Origin of the sequence: Sphingobacterium spiritivorum ATCC 33861, from assembly GCF_000143765.1 — a bacterium.
GTDB classification, from domain to species: Bacteria; Bacteroidota; Bacteroidia; order Sphingobacteriales; family Sphingobacteriaceae; genus Sphingobacterium; species Sphingobacterium spiritivorum.
This window is the reverse complement of the sequence record NZ_GL379773.1, coordinates 1-21,320: the sequence shown is the minus strand read 5'-3', so window position 1 is coordinate 21,320 and position 21,320 is coordinate 1. Positions and strand designations below refer to the sequence as shown.

Below are 21,320 nucleotides of genomic sequence, written 5' to 3'. Positions count from 1 at the left end.
TAAAATAGGGTTATTCGTTTATAGATCGAACCTGATGCCTTGTGCCAGCGGTAGTTCAGTTGTATAGTTAATCGTATTTGTCTGTCTTCTCATGTAAAGTTTCCAGGCGTCTGAGCCGGACTCACGTCCTCCTCCTGTTTCTTTTTCACCTCCGAATGCCCCCCCGATTTCGGCTCCCGAAGTTCCGATATTGACATTCGCAATACCACAGTCTGATCCTTTGTTGCTCAGGAATAATTCTGCTTCGCGCAAGTTGGAAGTCATGATAGCTGAAGAAAGACCCTGTGCAACATCATTTTGAAGCGCTATAGCATTTTCTACACCTCCGCTATATTTGATAAGATAAAGTATAGGAGCAAATGTTTCGGATTGTACAATATCAAAGTGATTTTCTACTTCTGCGATGACAGGCTTTACATAACAGCCACTTTCATATCCTTTGCCCGAAAGTACGGCACCCTCTACCAAGATTTTACCTCCCTGTTCTTTTACTTTAGCAATAGCCTCTGTATACATATCTACAGCCTGCGTATCGATCAATGGCCCCATATGATTCTTCACATCCAGCGGATCTCCGATTTTGATCTGTTTATAGGCTGCAACCAGAGCGTCTTTTACTTTTTTGTAGATATCTTCGTGGATAATCAGCCTTCTTGTGCTGGTACAGCGTTGACCTGCAGTTCCGACAGCTCCGAATACCGCGCCTATGATAGTCATCTTCAGGTCCGCATTTGGCGTTACGATAATCGCATTATTACCTCCCAGTTCCAGTAAAGATTTTCCCAGACGCCCGGCTACTGTTACCGCTACGGCTTTACCCATACGTGTAGAGCCTGTTGCTGATACCAGTGCCACACGTTTATCTTCGCTGATCCACTTTCCGGTTTCAGCATCTCCGCTCACGACAGATGAAATACCCTCCGGAAGATTATTCTTTTTCAGAATATCCGCAATGATATGCTGACAGGCAATCGCACATAGAGGTGTTTTTTCACTCGGTTTCCACAGCACCACATCTCCGCATACCAGAGCCAGAGCCGCATTCCATGCCCATACCGCTACCGGAAAATTGAAGGCCGTAATGATTCCGACGATACCTAAGGGATGATATTGATCATACATGCGGTGTCCGGGACGTTCGGAATGGATCGTATTGCCATAGAGCTGACGGGACAGTCCAACGGCAAAGTCGCATATATCGATCATCTCCTGTACTTCTCCCATTCCTTCCTGGTATGATTTCCCCATTTCGTAGGATACGAGCTTGCCCAAAGTAGGTTTTAAAATACGTAACTGCTCACCCAACTGGCGGACGATTTCCCCACGCTTTGGTGCCGGGATATCTTTCCAGGCCGATGCGGCTTTTTGTGCCGTTTCAATAACTTTATCGTATTCTTTACGTGTTGTTGAAAGTACTGCAGCAATCTCTTTACCGTCTACCGGGGAGAAAGATGTGATTTTATTGCCTTTGGCAAACCATTTCGTCCCGGTAGAAGTGCCCGGATTTTCAGATTTTATGCCTAACAGGTCTAATTCTTTTTTGATCATGGATATAATTGTTATTCGTTTGTTTTTTAAAATTAGGGAATTATTTTCTGAATTTATAATGATTTCATGAATAATATTTGTTTCTAAAGAAGTCTTAATATTTCATATCTTTATTTTTATATTCATTTTTCAAACTATGAAATATCCATGTACTGCCGACTGTACAAACACCAATGAATATAGTTTGGATATTCCATATGGCCATTGAAAATCAAATTATAGACATATGAAAGAGGTCGATTATTTTCAGATAGACGAGTTACTGTCAGAAGAACAGCTGATGATACGGAATACTGTTCGCGAATTTGTGAATAAGGAGATCCGGCCGGTCATAGATGAGGCTGCACAGCAGCATAAGGATATACCCGGCCTGATGCAAAAACTGGGTGCAATAGGTGCGCTCGGACCTTATATCCCACAGGAGTACGGTGGAGCCGGACTGGATCAGCTTTCTTACGGACTGATTATGCAGGAGCTGGAAGCCGGAGACTCGGCTGTCCGCTCTGCAGCTTCTGTACAGTCTTCTCTGGTTATGTTTCCGATTTACACCTATGGAAGCGAGGAACAGAAGCGTAAATTTCTGCCAAAACTTGCGACCGGAGAACTGATAGGAAGTTTTGGACTTACAGAACCCAATCACGGCTCTGATCCCGGAGCAATGGAAACCCGCCTGTCCAAAGACGGGGACGGATATATACTCACCGGAGCAAAGATGTGGATCACCAATGCTCCCGTGTGCGATCTGGCAGTCGTGTGGGCAAGGGATGAGGAAGGGAAAGTAAAGGGAATTATTGTGGAAAGAGGGATGAATGGTTTTACCACACCCGAGACCCATAATAAGTGGTCGCTGCGGGCTTCGAAGACAGGAGAACTTATATTTGAAGATGTACGTATACCGCAAGCGAACATACTCCCCGATGTCAGTTCTATGAAAGGACCTCTTTCCTGTCTCAATTCAGCCCGCTACGGTATATCATGGGGAGTTATTGGAGCAGCTGTAGACTGTTATCAGACTGCTCTTCGCTATAGTCTGGAGCGACAACAATTCGGAAAGCCTGTTGCATCTTATCAGTTGCAACAAAAGAAACTGGCGGAATTCTTAACTGAAATTACAAAAGCACAGTTGCTGAGCTGGAGATTGGGTGTACTTAAGAATGAAGGAAAAGCGACCCCACAACAAATATCTATGGCCAAACGTAATAATGTGAATATGGCACTGCAGATCGCCAGAGAATCCCGGCAGATGCTGGGTGCAATGGGAATCGTGGGTGAATTCCCGATCATGCGACACATGATGAATCTGGAATCGGTTATTACCTATGAGGGTACACATGATATCCATCTGTTGATCACGGGGCAGGATATAACGGGGATCAGTGCTTTTTAAGAGTTTTAGAGTTAATAAGGTCTATAGAGTTGATAAGGTTTATAGAGTTAATAAGGTTTATAAAGTTATAAAGTTATAAAGTTATAAAGTTATAAAGTTATAAAGTTATAAAGTTATAAAGTTATAAAGTTATAAAGTTATAAAGTTATAAAGGTTAGGTATACCTGCGTATGTTGCTGTTCTCACTTCAGTAGCCACCGCATCAGTTGCCACCGCGTCAGTTGGCGTCCCCGCCAACTGTTAGTGATGGTTGGGATAAGAACTGAAGAGTCATTCAGCTAAGCAGGAATAATTGTTATCTATCAGGATGTACCTCATATCTGTCTGCTGACAATAGGACAGGATATAACCGGGATCAGTGCTTTTTGAGAGTTTTAGAGTTAATAAGGTTTATAGAGTTGATAAGGTTCATAGAGTTGATAAGGTTATAAAGTTATAAAGCCAGGTATACCTGCGTATGTTGCTGTTCTCACTTCTGTAGCCACCGCGTCAGTTGGGCGTCCCCGCCAACTGTTAGTGATGGTTGGGATAAGAACTGAAGAGTCATTCAGCTAAGCAGGAATAATTGTTATCTATCAGGATGTACCTCATATCTGTCTGCTGACAATAGGACAGGATATAATAAGAATCAGTGCTTTTTGAGAGTTTTAGAGTTAATAAGGTTTATAGAGTTGATAAGGTTATAAAGGTTAGGTATATCTCTTCACAAGCAGTAAACTGTGATCCCTGATTGTAATGGAAATTAATTATTATATTACATATATGAAACGATATTTTATTTTAATAATGCTTGCTTCATTGTTAAGCTCTGTAAAGGCTCAGGTTCAGCAGATTGAGGATTTTAAAGATTTGTATATGCCTGATCCGGAAACCTTTTTAACGGGATTTATACCTGCAGGATTTACTCGCATAAGTCATATAGAAGCACTTGATGTGATTGATACTTTTTTTATGGAAAGATCTGGTAAACGGGCGATTTTTGGATTTACTTCTGATCAAGTTAATTATTATAAAAAAGGTAATATTGTAATGTCATGTAAGATATATAATGACTCTATCAAATGGCATATTCAACAGGATATCAGGGTTCAGGAAATGGAAGGCTCTCCGGGTACTACACAACCTGTATCTGTGGCAAAGAAATACTGGAATCCATACAATAGATTTAAAGGCACAGGGGCTTATCTGGTGGAAGGCTATGTTCTGGATGCTTTCGGCTTGCTGGATCTGGAGGGCAAAATTTGGCCGGGGATGACGAGTGAAAAGCGGACTAACAATACATTGGAGGTTGCCTATGCATATCCCACCATAAGTCCGATGCGATTGTATCCGGTACTGGTTGCCTTTGATAAAGGATACAGATATAAGGTCGAAGTACGTATATATACGGTCAACAGCAATCGGCAGGAAGCTGTAGATAATCTAAAATGGATTGCCGGGCATATGGAGATTGGCATAGATCTGCCGGAGTAGTTCAGGCAGTGACATATGTAAATAAGAGGCAACAATATGAAAAGATATTTTATTTTAATAATACTTGCTTCATTGTTAAGCTCAGTAAAGGCTCAGGTTCAACAGATTGAAGATTTTAGGGATCTTTATATGCCTGATCCGGAAACCTTTCTAACCGGATTTATACCTGCAGGCTTTGTTCGTATTACTCCTGCACAGGCTCTTGGAGTAATTGATACATTTTTTATGGAAAAATCCGTTAAAAAAGCAGTATCTAACTATACAGGTACTGAAGTTAACTATTATAAAAAAGGTAATATTGTAATGTCTTGTGGGGTATATAATGATTCTATCAAATGGCATATTCAGCAGGATATCAGGGTTCAGGAAATGGAAGGTTCTCCGGGTACTACACAACCTGTATCTCTGACAGAGAAATACTGGAATCCTTACAATGGATTTAAAGGATCGGGTGCTCTTATGGTAGAGTCTTATCTTTGGAAAGCTTTTCAACTATTAGAAGTTGATGATAGTAAACCCATCTCTCATCGACCTGAACTAAAGTTAATGGATGGATGGATTAGTGAGACCAGAACAAGTAATACACTTCAGATAGCCTATGCATATCCATCAGTTAATCCGATGAGAATGTATCCCGTGCTATTAGCCTTTGATAAAGGATATAGATATAAGATCGAAGTACGGGTATTTACAGTCAACAGCAATCGGCAGGAAGCTGTAGATAATCTAAAATGGATTGCTAAGCATATGGAGATTGGCATAGATCTGCCGGAGTAGTCCCAGACAGTGACATATGTAAATAAGAGGCAACAATATGAAAAGATATTTTATTTTAATAATGCTTGCTTCATTGTTAAGCTCAGTAAAGGCTCAGGTTCAACAGATTGAAGATTTTAGAGATCTTTATATGCCTGATCCGGAAACCTTTTTAACCGGATTTTTACCTGCAGGATTTACTCGCATAAGTCATATAGAAGCGCTTGATGTGATTGATACTTTTTTTATGGAAAGATCTGGTAAAAAAGCCGCGCCTAACTATACGGGAACTGAAGTTAATTATTATAAAAAAGGTAATATTGTAATGTCTTGTGGAGTATATAATGACTCTATCAAATGGCATATTCAACAGGATATCAGGGTTCAGGAAATGGAAGGCTCTCCGGGTACTACACAACCTGTATCTGTGGCAAAGAAATACTGGAATCCTTACAATGGATTTAAAGGTACAGGGGCTTATCTGGTGGAAGGTTACGTACTGGATGCTTTTGGTTTACTGGATCTGGAAGGCAAAATCTGGCCCGGGATGACGAGTGAAAAGCGGACTAACAATACATTGGAGGTTGGCTACGCATATCCGACAATAAGTCCGATGCGATTGTATCCGGTACTGGTTGCCTTTGATAAAGGATACAGATATAAGATCGAAGTGCGGGTATTTACAGTCAACAGCAATCGGCAGGAAGCTGTAGATAATCTAAAATGGATTGCTAAGCATATGGAGATTGGCATAGATCTGCCGGAGTAGCTCAGGCAGTGACATATGTAAATAAGAGGCAACAATATGAAAAGATATTTTATTTTAATAATGCTTGCTTCATTGTTAAGCTCAGTAAAAGCTCAGGTTCAGCAGATTGAGGATTTTAAAGATTTGTATATGCCTGATCCGGAAACCTTTTTAACCGGATTTATACCTGCAGGATTTACTCGCATAAGTCATATAGAAGCACTTGATGTGATTGATACTTTTTTTATGGAAAGATCTGGTAAACGGGCGATTTTTGGATTTACTTCTGATCAAGTTAATTATTATAAAAAAGGTAATATTGTAATGTCATGTAAGGTATATAATGACTCTATCAAATGGCATATTCAGCAGAATATCAGGGTTCAGGAAATGGAAGGCTCTCCGGGTACTACACAACCTGCATCTCCGACAAAGAAATACTGGAATCCTTATAATGGATTTAAAGGTACAGGGGCTTATCTGGTGGAAGGTTACGTACTGGATGCTTTTGGTTTACTGGATCTGGAGGGCAAAATCTGGCCGGGGATGACGAGTGAAAAGCGGACTAACAATACATTGGAGGTTGGCTACGCATATCCGACAATAAGTCCGATGCGATTGTATCCGGTACTGGTCGCCTTTGATAAAGGATACAGATATAAGGTCGAGGTACGTATATATACGGTCAACAGCAATCGGCAGGAAGCTGTAGATAATCTAAAATGGATTGCTGAGCATATGGAGATTGGCATAGATCTGCCGGAGTAGTCCGGAATAATAAGAAGTATAAATCAATATGAATACCCCCCTGCGTCAGTTGGCGTCCCCGCCAACTGTTTGGATAATAATTTAGCCATTGAACGGATATGAAAGATATTTTAGGAATCGAAAGGTTTCGCAAAATGGTAGCCTGTTTACAACAGAAGCATCAGAAAACGACTTAATTTCTGTCTTAAAGTCTTTATCGCCTTCCCGAGGTGTGCTTCTACAGTCTTTTCTGAGATGTCCAGAGCGACGGCAATCTCTTTTTGAGACATATGTTCTTCCCTGCTCATGCGAAAAACAAGCTGGCATTTTTCCGGCAGATCAGAAATACTTTTCTCAAGAATATCTTTCAGATCCAGAAAGGCCAGCCACTCCTGAGTAGAATCATCGAGAAACCTGGAAGTCATACTTTCCGCATACTTCTGCTGATGGTAATGCTTATCCAGTACCTTTATAATTCTGTATTTTACGGAAACAGCCAGATAAGCATGGAGTGTGGTGCTGATTTCCAGTTCTTCCCTGCGGTTCCACAACGATACAAAAATTTGTTGCACGATTTCCTCTGCCTCTTCAGGGTCATGTAATTTCTTTGCGGCAATATAAAAAAGACGTTTCCAATATCTTCTGTAGATTTCTGTAAAAGCAGCATCATTGCCCTCGCGGAGAGCATTGATCAGTTCAGAATCCGTATAAGCTGTATAATTGGTCATGATCTTATATGATCTATTTCAATAACGGAAGAATAAATCGATATGCGAATCTCCATAATATTTTGAATATAAGTATAAAAAATCTTAAACCTGATTCCGTCTCATTTTTTTGGAAACCTAAAGTGTATTTCGCCAATGTAAGGAAAAAGTTAAAATAATTTTAATCCGGACTAAGGGATTTGTATTTCTGAAGGTACATAGTAGTAAATAAGCCTGAATATGTACAGCCCTGAAGACAAAGAAAAATACCAACAGCTGGCCTCTAAATGGTTGGATAAAACCATTACCGAAGAAGAACTTCAGGTATTCAATGCCTGGTATGAAAGCGATCCGGACGGAATAATAGAGATTTCGGAATCTTTCGCACAGACGGAGGGACAGTTAGCGGAGAGGATGCTGAAAGGGATCAACAGCCGGATTCATAAAACACGCGTTTATTCGTTGTGGACACGTATCAGTGTTGCCGCATCCGTTCTCCTGTTACTGGGCGCAAGTTTTTATGTCTACAGATACAGTACAACCGAAAAACAGCATTCCCGGCAAGTACAGTCTCAGGACAGTATAGCCCCGGGAAAGAGCGGGGCGACCCTGACTTTAGCCAATGGCAGGAAAATACGTTTGTCAGATGCCGCTGTGGGAGAACTGGTCACGGAATATGGTACACGTATTTCAAAGACTGCCGATGGAGGGCTCCTGTATGATGAAGAGTCGGCCGGTAAATCTTCCACTGCTCAGAATACGCTGAGTACAGCCAAAGGCGAGATGTATATGATGACATTGCCGGACAGAACTAAAGTATGGCTCAATTCGGGCTCTGCTCTGACCTTTTCACCAACATTTAATGAGCAAAATTCCAGATCTGTGACCCTTACGGGGGAGGCTTATTTTGAAGTTGCGAAAGATAAGAGGCGCCCCTTTGTTGTGACTACAGCTAAACAGAAGGTAACAGTATTAGGCACACATTTTAATATCAGCAGTTATGCGGATGAAAAAGAAGTAAAAACCACATTGATAGAAGGGGCAGTAAAGGTTCACAATCTGCAATCTGGTACTGTACTCCTATTGAAACCTGATCAGCAGGCTGTCGTCAATGGAGAAAATCTATACATGCAGCAAGTTGATGTCAATGAAATAATAGCCTGGAAAAACGGGGACTTTGTGTTTGGAACGGAAAGTTTTGAGGCATCCATGCGTAAGATAGAACGCTGGTATGATGTAGAGTTTGTCTATAAGGAATCCGATATAAAAGATATCAGACTCGATGGCTGGATTGCAAGAAGCAGCCGGCTCTCTGATGTCCTTCATAAAATAGAACTGGCCGGAAATATAAAATTTGAAATAAAAGGAAGGAGGATTTTACTGACAAAATAAATACAAAGCGTATATAAACTATAAACAAAAAAACAGGCCGGGAGTGCTGGAAACACCCCTGACCATAGTGTACGATTAATTATTAACCTCAAAACACTTAAGCTTCGAACCTCTTCGTGTTTTGACACAACTAACCAATACCTGAACAAATGTATAAAATTTACACCTTAAAACTGATTTTTATGCGCCTGACCACCGCCATAATTTTCCTGTCCTTTATGCAGGTCTATGCTGCAACATACGGACAACGGGTAAACCTGAATGAAAAGAACAGTTCTTTCAGGGATGTACTGTATAAAATCAGGCTACAGACCGGATATGATTTTCTGTTTGACAGCTATCTTGCAAAAGATATGGGTTCTGTCAATATATCGGTCAAGAATGCCAGTCTCGATGAGACCATGAAAATCCTGTTTACCAATACCTCTCTGACCTATACCATTACAGACAAATTTGTGTCTATCAAAAAATCCACGCTTTCGGTTAACGATAAAAAGCCGGAGAATATACAGCAGATACATGTACGCGGACGGGTGGTGGATTCTCTCGGCAACCCCTTACAGGGAGCTACTATTGCCGTAATTATTCGGATTTCATCTGAAAACAAAGAAACCGGTGATTTTTCGATGACCGTTAAGGGACGCAAGATTGCGGCTGTTACAGACAGCAACGGAGAGTTTGAATTGAGCGATATCAGCAAAGAAGCGTATTTATCTGTTTCTTATGTCGGATATGAGTCTTACAGCGTAAAAGTCGCTTCAAATCTGGGGACTATACGTCTCAAACCCGCCGGACGCCTGCAAGAAGTAATTGTAAATACCGGTTATCAGAGTATCTCAAAGGAGCGCAGTGCAGGCTCTTTCGCAAAACCGGATATGGAAGTGCTGGCCAACCGGGCTACCAGCACCAATATCATTCAGCGTCTGGATGGTCTCGTACCGGGCCTGGTAATCAATAACTCCCCGACTTCTAGAAAACAACAGTTTCTGATTCGCGGATTAAGTACTTTGGTCACCGGGAGTAACTATACCAATGCCTCTCCGCTATTCGTAGTAGACGGTATCGCAGTGGCTGATGTGTCCAGTATCAATCCGCAGGATGTACAGGATGTAAGCGTACTCAAAGATGCTACGGCCGCTTCCATATGGGGTGCTCGTGCTTCTAACGGAGTAATTGTGATCACCACAAAAAAGGGGAATAATAACCGGAAAGTGCGCATTACATACGATGCCTTTGCCAGTTTTCAGGGCAAACCGGACATTGATTACTTTCCTGTATTGAACAGCCGCCAGTTTATACAGGCTTCCAGAGAGACTTTTGACCCGGTCTCCACCACTTATAACCCCGTTTACACTCCTGCCGTCGGAGATGGAGGCTACTCCCCCGACAGGCAGATCATGTGGGATTTCAATCGCGGATTGATCTCCGCCGCACAGCGGGATGCCAGACTGGATAGTCTCGCAGGGATCAGTAACCTCAGTCAGATGCGGGATATATTTTACCGTCCACAGATCCTGACTAACCATACCCTGTCTCTTGCGGGCGGTACAGAAAAATTTAGTAATTATACATCTCTGGCCTATACAGGAGACCAGGACTATACGCCCGGGAACAAAAACAATACCTTCAAGCTGAATACCCGCAACGATTATACCTTTAACTCCTGGATGAAAGCATTCCTTATTGCCGACCTGACTAATCAGCGTATATCCTCAAACCGTGCAGTCTCACCCGACAACCGTTTCCTGCCTTATCAATTGTTTCAGGATGAGTCTGGTAATAATCTGGATATGTCCTATCTTGGTATTATGCCCCATGAATCCATGGTTAAGATTGAACAACTCACAGGACGCAGCCTGCGTTACAATCCGATCAGTAATGCCCTTACCGGTACCAGCAGTAGTAATGGTTTGATAGCGCGTCTTACGGCTGGACTCACGCTCAGTCTGTACAAGGGGCTGCGCTATGAAGCTGTGCTTGGTTATATACGCGGAAACAACCGCAGTACAAGTTACGATGACAATACCAATTACGATCAGAATATACAGTTGCTTAGGTTTGCCAAGGTGGATAATGGAACAGTTAAATATAATCTGCCCAATACCGGAGGCAGGTATGGGACATCCAATATAATCGATGAGAACTGGACAATCCGAAACCAGTTAGTGTATGATTATACCTCAGCCAATCAGCTCCATCAGTTGAATGTGCTGGCAGGTTATGAGCAACAGGAGCAAAAAAACATCATCACAGGTAGCACGGTTTACGGCTATAATGAAAGTGCGCAGACCTTTACCGCATTGGATTACGATTTTTTGAGAACAAAAGGTGTAGTGGGAATCATCCCTGCGTTAGGAGGTTCCGCTACATTTGGAGAAAATCCTTTTTCGCAGCAGGAGATAATGCTCCGCTTCCGCTCTTATTATGGCAACCTGGGTTACACCTATGGGAATAGGTATACCTTCAATGCGAGCTGGAGGCAAGACAAAAGCAACCTGTTCGGTGTTGATAAATCCGCACAGCGCAAACCGGCCTGGAGTGTAGGAGGTAAATGGCTGTTAAGCAGGGAGTCCATTATGCAGGATGTGAGTTTTATCAATGAACTGTCGGCCCGCGTTACCTATGGTATAGGTGGAAACTCTCCTTTACCCGGTAAGAGTTCCAGTCAGGATGTCCTAAACCCTTACCAAAATCCATATGTGCCGGGGGGACAATCCTATCTTATTACTACACCCGGTAATAAAAAACTGACCTGGGAACAGACCCGTACGCTGAATATAGGACTGGATTTTGCATTCCTCGATCGCAGACTGAATGCTTCTCTGGATTACTATCAACGCAAATCAACGGATCTGATCGGGTCACTCAAAGTAAATCAGCTCACTGGTTTTCCATCGATCGTAGGCAATGTAGGTAACATGACCAACAAAGGCATAGAGGCTTCGGTGAACTCGGTGAATATCCAAAAAACTGATTTTCAGTGGACCAGTTCCTTTACCCTTTCCTACAATAAAAATAAGGTGACCAAAGTAAATCTATTGAATCCCGTTACCACAGGACGTAATCAAATGATGGAGCAATATCTGGAGGGTTATGCCGCTTTCTCAGTATTTGCCTATGATTACGCAGGCTTAAATGCAGATGGAAATCCCCTTGTAAGACTTGCCAACGATACGGTATCCTTAGGTATTGACAATGACGGTCTGCCCAAGGCAAAGGATGTCCTGCTGATGGGCGTATTTCAGCCGGTGTGGAACGGAGGATTGTCCAATACATTCAGATATAAGGACTTTTCACTCAATATTAATATGATTTATAACCTGGGGCATGTGATGTTCAGGGATGTAAACAGTACGTACATGGAAGACTTTGCCGGGCGGGGCTTTTCCGACGTTCAAAATTTTCAAAGCGGTAACCTGCATGCCGAGTTTGCCAACCGCTGGCAGAAGCCGGGGGATGAGAACATAACCGATATCCCCGCATTCACAAGCGCTAACAATAGCTCGAAAAGGAATACCGATTATTACGTTTATGGCAAGCAAAATGTGGTATCTGCTTCTTATATAAAAATAAGAGATCTCACATTTAGCTATGCATTGCCACGATCGGTTACCGGCCGATGGAAGATCGAAGGCCTGAGTGTACGTGCAGGTATGTCTAATATTATGCTATGGAAGGCCAATACATATGGCATAGATCCTGAATTTCAGAATGCGAAATTTGGGTCAAGATCTCTTCGTATGGGGCAAAATGCGGTCAATCTGGGTGTTCATTTAACTTTTTAAATTACAAAGACATGTTTTACGCTAAAAATATATTTAAAATAGCCGTTTTGGCGGTATTAATCACCGGCTTTTGCTCTTGCCGGAAAGATTTTCTCGAAGTAGTGCCAAAGGGTGCGGCCATTGCCAGCAAGACATCTGATTATGAACGGTTATTGAATCATAGTTTTCTTTCTTCTATGTACCGAAGCACTAATGTGGTGATGTCCGATGAACTGGCGGCTTATAAGCCTTTTCTTATTTTAGGAAGCGGATATACGGTAATCTCTGATCTCAAGGCATTTGAATATCAGGATGATATATACCTGCCAACCGAAGAAGATTCTGAACTGAGCGATTTGGTACAACAATTATATACCTATAATAAAGTAATCAATGAGGTGATGGCTTCCAAGGAAGGTAATGAGCAGTACAAAAAAGCGCTTCGTGCCGAGGCACTGGCCGGAAGAGCCTGGGTAAATTTTACACTGGTTAATTTTTACGGTAAGCCCTATAATGCGGCTACTGCAGCTGTAGATCCGGGTATCCCTCTGATCACAGTAGCTGATGTCACACAGACAGTCTTCGAACGGCTCTCTGTACAGGCGGCCTATGATCTGATCATAGCCGATCTGACAGAAGCTATCCCCAGCCTCTCTCCCCGTATTATCAGCAGGTTTCGTATGTCTCAGTCTGCAGGAGAGACTATACTCGGGAAAGTGTATATGAATATGCAGCAGTTTGATAAGGCTCTTCCGCTGTTTGCTTCCGCTATTTCAAAGTTATCCAATGCGGATATTCCGGTCAGGTTGTATGATTTTAATACTACTTTTGGCCCCGGAGGAGCCTTTTATCCCATTAATCCGTATACCGGACCAAACAGGTTGAACCTTGCTATAGATGAAGAGGTGTTATACTTAAAAAGACAATATGATTTCTATAACTATTTCTTATCTGGTTTCCCGATCAATCCACAGACCGTGAAACTGTATAGTCCGGCAGATCTGCGGCTTAATTTTTTCACAAAATCGCCTTTTGGGGCACCCGGAGTTACCTATCCGCTTAATATGATGCGCGGTTATGGAAGATTTAATAATATGGGGGTAAGTGTACCGGATATGATATTGCTAAAGGCAGAATGCGAATCCCGTGCAGGCAGTCTCCCCAATGCTATTAATGATCTGCTTTCTTTACGAAAGAAAAGAATGAAGAATACGGTAGCAGGGGCTGCGGATATCCCGTCAAATGTGGCAGGGGATAAGGTTGCACTTACCAAATATATCTTAGAGGAACGAATCCGGGAGTATGCCACAACGGGTCAACGCTGGTGGGATATGCGCCGCTTATCAGTGGATGATACCTATAAATCGACTGTAGGGATGGTACATCATGTATACGATACAGCAGGGAATATTATCAAATCATATCCGCTAAAGCCGGAGAGGTTGACCTTTCGTTATCCGCTAAACATTATGAATTCGAATCCGAGTATGCCGCAAAATCCATAAAAATGAATTAAAAAAGATTAGTACAGATACAATTAGGAAAGTGTCCGGGTGTTATTGACAGCAGCCGGACATTGCGACATAGAGGATGAATCATGAACCCGATAAGTCAATATAGCAATCAAAGTGAAAAAAATGATAAGATGAAAAAACTCATAACAATAGTTCTGCTCTGTGCATATGTCAGTGCCATATATGGACAGGCAAAGAAAACCCGGGTACGTGTAGAGGTGAGTCCGCTGAAAGTCGATTCTATGTGGGTCAATGTTTATGAAGGAAAGACAGAGCCAAAAATATTAAAACCGGATGCAAACGGAACATTCACATTTTCGACAATTGTAGAAAAGGGTACAGATGCGCGGATTTCAATAGATAATCCCATCAGTGGAGAAGTCCATCTGTATCTGGAGCCGGAGGACGATCTGCTGATCAGGACAGATTTCAAAGAAAATACGATTTTTTCCGGAAAAGGAGGGGGAAACTCCAGCGTTATAAACGAGCTGATGAACATGTATAGGACTAATTACGGTAAGTTAGATGTGACAAAGACTTCGTTAGCTATTTTTTATGAACAGATTGCAGAGGTCAATAAGGCGAATACGGATTTTCTGGATGCAAACAGATCCCGGGTGTCGAAAGAGTTTTATGAAGATCAAAAGGTTCAGTTTTATTATGGAGCATTGGGAGAAGATATACAAATGCCCTATCTTTTAAGTCTGGGGCTGAAAAAGAAATTAAGTGAAGTATTTCCATCAGGTTATATAGACATGTTCAAAAAAATGAAATTATCTGATTCGCTGCTCATTCATAAGGGTTATACCAATTTTGTAAAAGATTATCTGCCTGCGTATCTAAGAATTTGCCGTATGTATCAGTTGGGACGACTGGACAGCGTTTCCACGCAGCCTGAGACAGAAAAGCGTGCCATGGAGTACGAACAGGTAAAAGAACACCTGACCGGTCAATCACGTATTATGGCGCTCTTTGGTATCATAAATAATACACTGCAAAGAGCTAAGAATGTAACTCAGTATAAAGGCTATATTCAGCAGTTTGCTGCTGATGGTGGGAGTCAGCAGCAGGTGGATGAGTTGCAGCGTGCGTATGATGAGGCCTTGAAACTTTCTGCTGGCGCAGTACCTCCTCCTTTTACGCTGGATGATCTGAATGGCAAACAGGTTTCTCTGCAAGATTTCGCGGGTAAGGTAATTTACATCGATTTCTGGGCGAGTTGGTGTTCTCCCTGTCGCTACGAGATGAAAAATGGCAGCCCTAAGCTCCACGCCAGACTTGCAGACAATAAAGATGTTGTGTTTCTATATATCAGTATAGATGATAGCGAGGAGAAATGGCGTCAGGCTATACAGGAGGATAAAATAGAAGGAATACATCTGTTGTCAAAGGGAGGTATGAAAAGTGTAGTGGCTAAGGCATTCAATATTTCAGGTATTCCCCGTTATGTGATTATTGGTCGTGACGGAAGAATCGTGGACAAAGATGCTACAAGGCCCAGTCAGGATATTACATATGATAAAATAATGGATGCAGTTAAAGCTAAATAAAATGAAAAAAAACATTATAATTCTTTTTTTGTCCGTTTGGACAATACTTGCATACGCACAGCAAAAAGGGGCGACTATAACAGTGGACGTTAGTCCGCTAAAATTGGATTCGCTCCGTCTCTTTAAATACGACTATGATGACATTTATGCGAAAGTGGATAAAGACGGCAAGTTTGTTTATAACCTGACAGATGGTCTGCCAAAAGAAGTTATACTGGTAGGGCCACAAAATAAAATGGTCTATGTATTTCTCGAAAATGGTAACCGGTTGAATATCAAAACGAATTTTGAGCAAACGACCTATACCGGCGAAGGGGCAGAAAACTCGGAAGTTTTTAATCATATCATGAATACTGTTGAAGCAGCTAAGGTGAAAATCGATGCGAGCAAAATGACCGCAAAAGAGTTTTTTGATATATTAAATAATACCAATCAAATACCGATAGATCTGCTTAATCAGAACAAACAAAGGATAACTTCTTCATTCTACAATTACGCAATGACCAGTTTTAGTTATCAAAAGCTACAGGATTATATGTGGTATGGCTATTATTATATTCTGGGTAAGAAGGGGAAATTTGCTGAAGAATCTCCTGCGGATTTGTGGGTATTGGATCAACAGGTTCAATATGATGATCAGTTGCTGGGTAATCGTGTTTATGACGCCTTGCTTTTATACTTTTATCCTCCCTATCTGCGTAGAAAGGAGCTTTTTTTACAAGGAAAGTTAGACAGTCCGCACGAATTGCAGGATGCTTTTACGGATTATCAGATGATCCTTAAATATTATCCGGAGGGTAAGGTAAAGAATGAGGCCTTGAGTAAAACTATAGTGAGTGTACTTGATCAGGCCAAAGAACTGAGTGTTGTAAAGCCCCTTCTGGATGAGCATATTGCGAAATACGCGGATGATTCTACAGCAAAAATACTGAGAGAAAAATATGCTGTAATGGACAAGTTATCAACCGGCAAAATGGCTCCGGACTTTACCCTAAAAAGTCTGGAGGGTAAAGATGTCTCACTGAGGGATTTCAGAGGCAAGGTGGTATACATTGATTTCTGGGCCAGCTGGTGCGGGCCATGCAGAGGAGAAATGAAGCACGGTTCACCTAAGCTACATACAAAATTCAAGGATAACCCGGATGTCGTGTTTCTGTATATAAGTCTGGACAGTAAAGCAGATGACTGGAAAAAGGCGATAGATGAGGATAAGATAGAAGGTATCCATTTGCTTTCGCAGGCCACATCAGGTGTAAATACCCCGGTGGCTAAGGCTTTTAATATTTCGGGGATTCCACGCTATGTAATTATTGACCGGGATGGTAGGATCGCAGATAACGATGCACCAAGACCCAGTCAGGATATTACGCAGGATAAGATCAATGAGGCACTGGCTAAATAAACATCCTGTTGATGTATACGAAATATTACTATAAATTATTTATGCTGGAAATGCTCTAAAAATATTAATAAATGTAAGTCAGATGCGCCATTTGACGCATCTGCGAAAAAACACATACATATGAAATACCTCATAAAATTAATGCTATGCCTGCTGGTAAGTGCAGGATATGCTCAGACCAAAGAAGTCAGCATCACTGTTGATATTACTACTTTTCCCAAACCGGACTCTATCTATGTCCTCTATAATGGTCTGACACAAACATTTGCAAGGCCGGATCAGAGTGGAAAATATGTATTTCGTATCGCACCCGATCTTGACCCTACGGTTATACTTTTAATGGATGAATCTAAACCAGCACCAATTGTTTTGTTTCTAGAGAAAGATGATAATCTGCTGATTAAGATTGATAGCGGAGATATGCCCGTTTTTGGTGGCCGGGGTGCTGAAAATAATAGGGTAAATTATCTGCTCACGAAAACAGAATTAGACTTCGATATGCATAATAAACAAATCAATAGTCAGAATCCCGCTGATTTGTCTGGTAGGGTTACTGCCAAGTGGCGGCCGATATTGGATATTCTGGAAAGAAATAAACAAAAGGTAACCCCTGGATTTTATACATATAAGTCTGTTTCATCAAAATACAAGGAACTGGATGAAATGATGAGAATTCCTTTTACCTGTCAGGCCTTGTCCGGTAAGAAGTTGTCCGAATGTATTCCTCCGGATTATTGGGAATTACAAAAGCGTGTTAAAGTTGATGAAAACTTGCTGAGTAACTTCTTCTATAGATCTTTTATGAGTTATTCTTTCATAAAGTACCTGAGAAATAAGGAAAAAAATCGGTTAGGTATGCTGGATAGCACCTTTTCTCAAGAAGCCAATGTGAGACTTGACCTGCGTAATATGGATCAGATGTATACGGGAAAGTCTAAAAGTGCGGCCAGAAGAGATCTGTTGATTACATCATTAACAGAAGCTAAAGATATTCAGGTTTACAAACCATTGGTTGATATGTATTTAGATTCTATGAATACGGAAGATGCCCGTTTGGTATCCGCCTCTTATGAAAACAACAAAAAAACAGCACTGGGAGTAGTTCCGCCTTATTTTGAACTGAAAGACCTCAATAATAAAGTAGTGACTTTGAAAGATTTTGCAGGTAAAGTCGTATACATAGATTTCTGGGCCAGTTGGTGCCAACCCTGCAGGGGAGAAATGAAAAGAGGAAATCCTAAACTTCATCCCAAATTTAAGGACAATAAGGATGTAGTCTTCCTGTATATCAGTATAGACGATAATTATGCTGACTGGAAGGATGCAATAGCTCAAGATAAAATAGATGGAATACATCTGTTGTCAAAGGGAGGCATGAAAAGTGCAGTGGCTAAGGCATTTAATATTATCAGTATTCCCCGTTATATGATCATTGATCGTGATGGTCGTATTTTTGACAATAATGCACCAAGACCCAGCCAGGATATTACGCAGGATAAGATCAATGAGGCACTGGCTAAATAAACATCCTGATCAAAAATAAATACAGATAAAAATGAAAAAAATAGCAACACTAATTTTCCTTTGCATATACGTAAGTATAGTATGGGGACAGGGAAAGAAAACCCGGATACGTCTAGATGTGAGTCCTCTGAAGGTGGATTCTATGTGGGTTTCCCTAGATGACGGGAAAACAGAGCCGCAAAAATTAAAGCCGGATGCAACAGGTATGTTTGAATTTTCGACGTTTTTAGAACGAGGTACAGATGGACGTGTATCAATAGACAACCCTGTAAAAGGATCAATACCGTTGTATCTGGAGCCGGGGGATAATCTGCTGATCAGGACAGATTTTAAAGATAATACCAGCTTTTCGGGAACAGGGGCAGAGAATGCCGGAGTATTAAAGGAGCTGATGGATCTTTATCTGGCAAATTATAACAAACTGGATGCGACAAAGATTCCGTTAAATGTTCTTTATGAGCAAAACGAGCAGATGAATAAGGCAAATCTGGATTTTCTGGATAATAATAAATCTAAAGTATCCAAAAGCTTTTATGACCATCAGCGAACCAAATTCTATTATGATGCGTTGGGGATGGAAGTAATAATGCCTTACTTACTGAGCCAGGGACTGAATAAAAAATTTAGTGAAACATTGCCTCCGGGGTATATGGACCTTATGAAAAAGGTAAAGTTTTCCGAAGCGTTGTTAGCTCATGATACTTATAACAGGTTTGTGAGAGGTACTTTACCTGTTTTTTTACGGTTTCGTCGTTTGAATCAATTGGGACAACTGGATAGTGCTTCCACTCTACCCGAAGCAGAAAAACGTAAAATGGAATACGAACAGGTAAAAGAACACCTGAGCGGTAAAATACGTAGTTTGGCTTTGTTTGGTATTGTAAATAATATGTTGCTCAGTGCTAAGGATGTAAATCAGTGCAAAGACTATATAAAACAGTTTGCAGCTGACGGAGGCAGTAAAGAACAGTTGGCCGAACTGCAGCGTGTATATGATCAGGCCTTAAAACTTTCAGCAGGCGCTGTGCCTCCTCCGTTTACGCTGAATGATATAAATGGGAAACAAGTTTCTCTGAAAGATTTTGCAGGAAAGGTTATCTACATCGATTTTTGGGCGAGTTGGTGTTCTCCCTGCAGGTATGAAATGAAAAATGGCAGTCCTAAGCTGCATGCTAAACTTGCCAACAACAAAGATGTTATATTTTTATATATCAGCATTGATGACAGCGAGGATAAATGGCGTCAGGCTATAGCGGAAGATAAGATAGAAGGAATACATCTGTTGTCAAAGGGAGGTGTGAAAAGTGTAGTAGCCAAGGCATTCAATATTTCAGGTATTCCCCGTTATGTGATTATTGGTCGTGATGGAAAAATCATTGATAATGATGCTCCAAGACCTAGTCAGGACATTACGTATGACAAAATAATAGACGCACTTAAAAGCGAATAAGAAAAAATAGGACTAGGGACCGGTTCCGTTTTCTTAAACGGGATCGGTTTTTAAACATATTAGTATAGTATTAAGTGTTGTGATGATGTGTACATAAGGGACTGGTTATTTTTTCAGTCCCTTATTTTTGGAGGATACATCCGGTTTTTTGTATTTTAGGCCGACCCTTAAAAACAAAACCTGATGAAAAGAAATCTATTCCTGTATATATGGATCGCTCTGTTAACGACCGGAGGTTGTTCTGTAAAAAAAGCTAAAGAAAATACAGATACAACAACACAGGAATGGAAATCCCTGTTCAATGGTAAAGATATCAATGACTGGAATGTTAAGATTCACCATCATGATTTTGGAGTCAATTATGGACATACCTTTCGTGTACAGGACGGTATGATTCAGGTCCGTTACGATGAATACGGCGATTTCAATGAGCAATATGGTCACCTCTATTATAAAACACCCTATTCCTATTACCACCTCAAACTTGAATACCGATTCGTAGGGGAGCTTCATTCCGGAGCGCCTGATTATACCTTACGTAATAGCGGTGTGATGTTTCATTCACAGGATCCGGCGACTATGCCCAGGGAACAGGACTGGCCGATCTCTGTAGAGATGCAGTTTCTGGGCGGGTTGGGAGACGGAAAACCCAGACCTACCGGTAATATGTGTTCGCCAGGAACCCATGTGATCTATAAAGGGAAGATAGCTGCTTCACATTGTCTCAATTCTACTTCTAAGACATACGACGGAGATCAATGGGTGAGTGCAGAGCTGATTGTACTGGGGGATTCGCTGATTACCCATATTATTGAAGGTGATACGGTATTACAATATTCCAAACCACAGATAGGAGGGGGAGTTGCCAATCGCTATGACCCGGGAATCAAAATTGACGGACAGCTTTTGAAGAGTGGCTTTATAGCACTCCAAAGCGAAGGACAACCCGTAGATTTCAGAAATATCCGTATAAAGGATCTTTCTTCTCAGTACAGGCATTAGCAGGATATTGCACACCTAAAAAGATTTGTGACGGCATTATATAGGTTGTATTTATTGTTCAGGGGCTAATTCTTTAATTTTATAACGCATGTTATCAGCGTATTAAGTTCAGGTAAAGAAAAACATTTCCATTACATTTGGAAGTAATGTGATTAAAGTTCTACCTTTGCACCACTCCGCAAGGGAGGGATAGTTGTTTCGCAAGGGATGACTACTGAAAAAAGGAGGTTTAGAATAACGGGAGGGCATATTTTTTGTAAAAAAGATTTGTGCAATTCAAAAAAGATTTCTACCTTTGCCATCCCTTACGGGAGCTAAGCCGAATGGTTTCGCATAGCGATCAGGAGGTGAAAAAG

Annotated in this window: 15 protein-coding genes; 13 read left to right on the top strand and 2 right to left on the bottom strand. The window is 41.3% G+C overall.

Features of this window, described 5'->3' with window-relative positions; genetic code table 11:
- Nucleotides 1-18: 18 nt before the first annotated feature.
- Nucleotides 19-1,548: an L-piperidine-6-carboxylate dehydrogenase gene (gene amaB / locus HMPREF0766_RS16375; protein WP_002999590.1), complete on the bottom strand. Its 1,530-nt coding sequence runs from the start codon at nucleotides 1,546-1,548 to the stop codon at nucleotides 19-21.
- A gap of 226 nt (nucleotides 1,549-1,774) precedes the next feature.
- On the opposite strand from amaB, the gene HMPREF0766_RS16370 reads away from it, so the two are divergent.
- The 5 genes from HMPREF0766_RS16370 (at nucleotide 1,775) to HMPREF0766_RS16350 (ending at nucleotide 6,680) form a co-directional block, all read left to right on the top strand.
- On the top strand, nucleotides 1,775-2,935 hold the full coding sequence (locus tag HMPREF0766_RS16370; protein ID WP_002999588.1) for an acyl-CoA dehydrogenase family protein: 1,161 nt from the start codon (nucleotides 1,775-1,777) through the stop codon (nucleotides 2,933-2,935).
- Between the two features lie 762 nt (nucleotides 2,936-3,697).
- Nucleotides 3,698-4,408 carry a hypothetical protein gene (locus tag HMPREF0766_RS16365; protein ID WP_081454868.1) on the top strand — a complete coding sequence of 237 codons (711 nt, stop codon included), beginning with the start codon at nucleotides 3,698-3,700 and terminating at the stop codon, nucleotides 4,406-4,408.
- 36 nt (nucleotides 4,409-4,444) lie between these two features.
- Nucleotides 4,445-5,185: a hypothetical protein gene (locus tag HMPREF0766_RS16360; protein ID WP_002999583.1), complete on the top strand. Its 741-nt coding sequence runs from the start codon at nucleotides 4,445-4,447 to the stop codon at nucleotides 5,183-5,185.
- Between the two features lie 37 nt (nucleotides 5,186-5,222).
- Nucleotides 5,223-5,933, top strand: a complete 711-nt coding sequence (locus HMPREF0766_RS16355; RefSeq protein WP_002999580.1) for a hypothetical protein — start codon at nucleotides 5,223-5,225, stop codon at nucleotides 5,931-5,933.
- A 36-nt stretch (nucleotides 5,934-5,969) separates the two neighbouring features.
- Nucleotides 5,970-6,680, top strand: coding sequence for a hypothetical protein (locus HMPREF0766_RS16350; RefSeq protein WP_002999577.1), 711 nt, complete (start codon nucleotides 5,970-5,972; stop codon nucleotides 6,678-6,680).
- 146 nt (nucleotides 6,681-6,826) lie between these two features.
- Here HMPREF0766_RS16350 and HMPREF0766_RS16345 read toward each other — a convergent pair whose 3' ends face one another.
- On the bottom strand, nucleotides 6,827-7,387 hold the full coding sequence (locus HMPREF0766_RS16345) for an RNA polymerase sigma-70 factor (protein ID WP_002999576.1): 561 nt from the start codon (nucleotides 7,385-7,387) through the stop codon (nucleotides 6,827-6,829).
- 219 nt (nucleotides 7,388-7,606) lie between these two features.
- On the opposite strand from HMPREF0766_RS16345, the gene HMPREF0766_RS16340 reads away from it, so the two are divergent.
- From HMPREF0766_RS16340 to HMPREF0766_RS16305, 8 genes are all read left to right on the top strand, one after another.
- Nucleotides 7,607-8,758 (top strand): FecR family protein, encoded by a 1,152-nt coding sequence (locus HMPREF0766_RS16340; protein ID WP_002999574.1) that lies wholly within the window; start codon nucleotides 7,607-7,609, stop codon nucleotides 8,756-8,758.
- Between the two features lie 182 nt (nucleotides 8,759-8,940).
- Entirely contained in the window at nucleotides 8,941-12,543 is a 3,603-nt protein-coding gene (locus tag HMPREF0766_RS16335; protein WP_169311223.1) for a SusC/RagA family TonB-linked outer membrane protein, read from the top strand.
- Between the two features lie 11 nt (nucleotides 12,544-12,554).
- Nucleotides 12,555-14,027 carry a RagB/SusD family nutrient uptake outer membrane protein gene (locus tag HMPREF0766_RS16330; protein WP_002999570.1) on the top strand — a complete coding sequence of 491 codons (1,473 nt, stop codon included), beginning with the start codon at nucleotides 12,555-12,557 and terminating at the stop codon, nucleotides 14,025-14,027.
- A gap of 140 nt (nucleotides 14,028-14,167) precedes the next feature.
- On the top strand, nucleotides 14,168-15,586 hold the full coding sequence (locus HMPREF0766_RS16325; RefSeq protein ID WP_037460772.1) for a TlpA family protein disulfide reductase: 1,419 nt from the start codon (nucleotides 14,168-14,170) through the stop codon (nucleotides 15,584-15,586).
- Nucleotide 15,587: 1 nt separating this feature from the next.
- The gene (locus tag HMPREF0766_RS21965) at nucleotides 15,588-16,988 is read left to right on the top strand and encodes a TlpA disulfide reductase family protein (protein WP_115388730.1); all 1,401 of its coding nucleotides are present in this window, start codon (nucleotides 15,588-15,590) and stop codon (nucleotides 16,986-16,988) included.
- A gap of 120 nt (nucleotides 16,989-17,108) precedes the next feature.
- Nucleotides 17,109-18,512, top strand: a complete 1,404-nt coding sequence (locus HMPREF0766_RS16315; protein ID WP_002999565.1) for a TlpA family protein disulfide reductase — start codon at nucleotides 17,109-17,111, stop codon at nucleotides 18,510-18,512.
- A gap of 31 nt (nucleotides 18,513-18,543) precedes the next feature.
- Nucleotides 18,544-19,962: a TlpA family protein disulfide reductase gene (locus tag HMPREF0766_RS16310; protein ID WP_037460682.1), complete on the top strand. Its 1,419-nt coding sequence runs from the start codon at nucleotides 18,544-18,546 to the stop codon at nucleotides 19,960-19,962.
- A gap of 183 nt (nucleotides 19,963-20,145) precedes the next feature.
- A complete protein-coding gene (locus tag HMPREF0766_RS16305; RefSeq protein WP_002999562.1) occupies nucleotides 20,146-20,964 on the top strand; it encodes a 3-keto-disaccharide hydrolase in 819 nt (272 codons plus the stop codon).
- The last annotated feature ends 356 nt before the right edge of the window (nucleotides 20,965-21,320 follow it).

What these genes read in the sequence shown, in the direction of transcription:
- amaB (WP_002999590.1), bottom strand. Translation starts at nt 1,548, where the DNA reads ATGATCAAAAAAGAATTAGACCTGTTAGGCATAAAATCTGAAAATCCG.
- HMPREF0766_RS16370 (WP_002999588.1), top strand. Translation starts at nt 1,775, where the DNA reads ATGAAAGAGGTCGATTATTTTCAGATAGACGAGTTACTGTCAGAAGAA.
- HMPREF0766_RS16365 (WP_081454868.1), top strand. Translation starts at nt 3,698, where the DNA reads ATGAAACGATATTTTATTTTAATAATGCTTGCTTCATTGTTAAGCTCT.
- HMPREF0766_RS16360 (WP_002999583.1), top strand. Translation starts at nt 4,445, where the DNA reads ATGAAAAGATATTTTATTTTAATAATACTTGCTTCATTGTTAAGCTCA.
- HMPREF0766_RS16355 (WP_002999580.1), top strand. Translation starts at nt 5,223, where the DNA reads ATGAAAAGATATTTTATTTTAATAATGCTTGCTTCATTGTTAAGCTCA.
- HMPREF0766_RS16350 (WP_002999577.1), top strand. Translation starts at nt 5,970, where the DNA reads ATGAAAAGATATTTTATTTTAATAATGCTTGCTTCATTGTTAAGCTCA.
- HMPREF0766_RS16345 (WP_002999576.1), bottom strand. Translation starts at nt 7,387, where the DNA reads ATGACCAATTATACAGCTTATACGGATTCTGAACTGATCAATGCTCTC.
- HMPREF0766_RS16340 (WP_002999574.1), top strand. Translation starts at nt 7,607, where the DNA reads ATGTACAGCCCTGAAGACAAAGAAAAATACCAACAGCTGGCCTCTAAA.
- HMPREF0766_RS16335 (WP_169311223.1), top strand. Translation starts at nt 8,941, where the DNA reads ATGCGCCTGACCACCGCCATAATTTTCCTGTCCTTTATGCAGGTCTAT.
- HMPREF0766_RS16330 (WP_002999570.1), top strand. Translation starts at nt 12,555, where the DNA reads ATGTTTTACGCTAAAAATATATTTAAAATAGCCGTTTTGGCGGTATTA.
- HMPREF0766_RS16325 (WP_037460772.1), top strand. Translation starts at nt 14,168, where the DNA reads ATGAAAAAACTCATAACAATAGTTCTGCTCTGTGCATATGTCAGTGCC.
- HMPREF0766_RS21965 (WP_115388730.1), top strand. Translation starts at nt 15,588, where the DNA reads ATGAAAAAAAACATTATAATTCTTTTTTTGTCCGTTTGGACAATACTT.
- HMPREF0766_RS16315 (WP_002999565.1), top strand. Translation starts at nt 17,109, where the DNA reads ATGAAATACCTCATAAAATTAATGCTATGCCTGCTGGTAAGTGCAGGA.
- HMPREF0766_RS16310 (WP_037460682.1), top strand. Translation starts at nt 18,544, where the DNA reads ATGAAAAAAATAGCAACACTAATTTTCCTTTGCATATACGTAAGTATA.
- HMPREF0766_RS16305 (WP_002999562.1), top strand. Translation starts at nt 20,146, where the DNA reads ATGAAAAGAAATCTATTCCTGTATATATGGATCGCTCTGTTAACGACC.